1 protein-coding gene and 2 pseudogenes are annotated in these 2,837 nt (G+C 75.7%); 2 read left to right on the top strand and 1 reads right to left on the bottom strand.

Annotation, left to right across the window (positions count from 1 at the left end; genetic code table 11):
- Positions 1-423: pseudogene (locus AB0O00_RS34390) on the top strand (hypothetical protein); the annotation flags it as partial.
- Between the two features lie 167 nt (positions 424-590).
- Here AB0O00_RS34390 and AB0O00_RS34385 read toward each other — a convergent pair.
- Entirely contained in the window at positions 591-2,072 is a 1,482-nt protein-coding gene (locus AB0O00_RS34385) for a hypothetical protein (RefSeq protein ID WP_363658556.1), read from the bottom strand.
- A gap of 475 nt (positions 2,073-2,547) precedes the next feature.
- Here AB0O00_RS34385 and AB0O00_RS34380 point away from each other — a divergent pair.
- A pseudogene (locus AB0O00_RS34380) lies at positions 2,548-2,837 on the top strand (hypothetical protein); the annotation flags it as partial.

The raw sequence follows: 2,837 nt of genomic DNA, 5'->3' as shown, positions 1-2,837 counted from the left end.
GGCGTACCGGAGTCCGCCGCGGCCGACGGCGGAACGGACGGCGTCAGAGTGGACGGCACGGCGCAGGAGCCGTCCGATCCCGCTGTCTGCTCCGCCGAGTGGGACCTGCTCACCGACGGGGTCCGGTGGGACGCCGAGACCTTTCTGCTGCTCGGCTGCGACCCCGGACACGGCCCGCTCAGCCTCGACCGGCTGCCCGACCGCCTCCCGGAGGCCGACCGGCCGCTGCTGCGCCGGATGATGACCGACACCCTCGTGCACGGGCGCACCACCAACGGCACGCTGCGGATCCGCCGGTACGACGGCACGCACGACAGCGTCGAGTGCGCGGGCGAACCCGTCCTCGGCCAGGACGGCACCGTCACCGCGCTGCGCATGCTCCTGCGGCCGGCCGCACGGGCCGGAGCCACCGAGCACCACTGACCGCGTCGCGGCACGCGCGCACCTGCGCACATGTGCACCTGCGCAACCGCTCCCGAACGGAAGCCCGGCTCCCGAACGCCCGTTACTCCCCGAACGTCCGGCTGCCCGAACGCCGGACTCCCGAACGCCCAGCCCCCCGAACGCCCGCTGAGCAGACGTCCGCCCCCTCAGGTCACCCGCGGCCGGTTCTTCGCGTCCGCCGCCCGCAACTCCCGCCCCAGGTGGACCCGCAGCTCGTCGACCGCCGGAAGCCCGCGGTACTGCGCCGTCAGCCGGTACATCTCGCGCAGCCGGTCCCACGTGCGGTGCGAGGAGTTCTGCCCGATCAGGTTCATCGCCATCTTGGCCTGGAACTCCGCCGCGTCCGGCTCCCCGGTGATCCAGTGCACCGAGGCCAGCGTGATCCGGTCGAACAGCGCCGAGCGCAGCTGCCCGGTGCCCTCCCGCAGGGCGATCACCCGCTCCGCGTGCCGCCGAGCCTCGGGCGCCGCCGACCGGTCGTGCTCGGCCAGCGTGCGCAGCACCAGCGCCTGCATGCCGCGCAGTTCGGCCTCGTCGAACACCTGCATCCAGGTCGGCGGCGGCTCAGGAACGTCCTCGGCGAACAGGTCCTCCGCCTCGCCGAGCAGCCGGTAGGTGTCCTGCGTGTGCCCGATCGAGGCATGCGCCCACGCCTCGACGGTGTTCAGCATCGCCCGCGTCCTCGGCAGCAGCCGGCCGCCGGCCGCCTTCGCCGCCTCCATCAGGTCGATCGCGTCGTCCGCCCGGCCCAGGTGCACCATCTGCCGGGCCGCCCGCGAGATCGCCTCGCCCGCTCTCGGCCGGTCGCCCGCCTCCTTGGCCGCCTCCGCGGCGATCATGAAGTACCGCTGGGCGGTGGGCTCCAGGCCCACGTCGTGCGACATCCAGCCGGCCAGCACCGCGAGGTTCGCGGCGACCAGCCACAGCCGCTGCTCCACGGCGGGCGGGTGCCGGTGCGTCAGCAGCCCGCCCACCTCGTTCAGCTGACCGACCACCGCCTTGCGCTGCAGCCCGCCGCCGCGGGCCGCGTCCCACGCCCGGAACACCTGCACCGAACGCTCCAGCGCCTCCACCTCGTCGAGCCCGACCGGGCCCGCGTCGTACACGTCCACCACCGGGCGCGCGCCCGCCCCGGTGATCACCTGGCGCGGTCCGGGCGCCGAGGCCGCGTACGCGACCGCGTCCCCGCCCAGCCAGCCCTTCAGGGAGTCGGCGATGACCGCCCCGGCCGTGAGCGCGGCACCCGCGCCCACCAATCCACGTCGGTTCAGCATGAGGTCCATTCCCGTGAACTCGGTGAGGACCGCGGCCGTTCGATCCGGCGACCATGGCTCCGCTGCGGACTGCGCCGCCCCGCTCCTGGTGGGCCGGTGTCGTTCCAGACCGAGGTCCTCAGTGGTGACGACACGGCCGAGCCGCTCCGTGAACACGGTTGCCAGCACTCGTGGCACCGGATCGCGGGGGACCTCCCCCTGCTCGATCCAGCGCCGTACCCTCGACGTGTCGGTGGACAGCTGCTGCTGGCCCATCGCGGCACCCCGGCGGTTGACCAGCCGCGCCAGCTCGCCCTTCGACCATCCGGTCAGGACGAACAGATCGGCGAGTCGGGTGTTGGGTCCCCTGCTCACGTGAAGCCCCCAGGTTCCTCGGCTGGTTCGAGGCTAGAGGCTCCGGCAAGTGCCAGGCGAGCATTCGCCACCGTTCGCCAGGGCCCGCCAGACTACTAAGCCAGTGCGGCGCGGGTGTGTTGTAGGGGTGCGCCACCTCGCCCCCGGGGCGGGAGGCGCTCCGGACCGGCGTCGGGGCATCCCCCGACCGTGGCGAGGGGCGCGCCCGGTCCTCACCCGAGGGGGTGGCGCGGCCGGGTGGCGCGGGAGCGCCGGGCACGGCCACGGCAGCTCCGGCCGACCGCATTCCCCAGGGTGCGGACGGCCGGGACACCGCCGACCAGGGGTCCCCTCCCCGCGTCCGTGCCCGGCGCCCGCGCACCACCCACCACCCCGAAGCAGGGCCGCCGTCACGCCAGGAAACACGGGGCACCGGCCCTCCCCCGCCCCCGCGGGGCGCACCCGCCGACGGACAGGAAGGGACCACCCTCACCCCATGTACTCCTCAGCGACGACCCCCACGCCAGCCTCGACCCGCACCGCGCTGCGCCCCCCCACCGCGGTCGCCGGCCGTCCCGGACCCAAGCAGGTGCCCCCGCCGAGCCGCCCGGCGGCCCCGCGCGGCGCCGAGGGCCGGTCCGCGGACGCCCGGGTTGCGGCCGGCCGCAGCGCGCTGGGGCTGCGCGGCCCCGAGGCCGCCCCTCCGGCCGGCGGCCGGGTCCCCCTCGCCCGCCCGGTCGACGGCCGCCTGCTGCGCGGCCCGCACCGGCCGGGCGTCCCCACCGG

The organism is Kitasatospora sp. NPDC093558, from assembly GCF_040683475.1.
GTDB lineage: Bacteria > Actinomycetota > Actinomycetes > Streptomycetales > Streptomycetaceae > Kitasatospora.
This window is presented reverse-complemented; position numbering and strand designations above follow the sequence as displayed.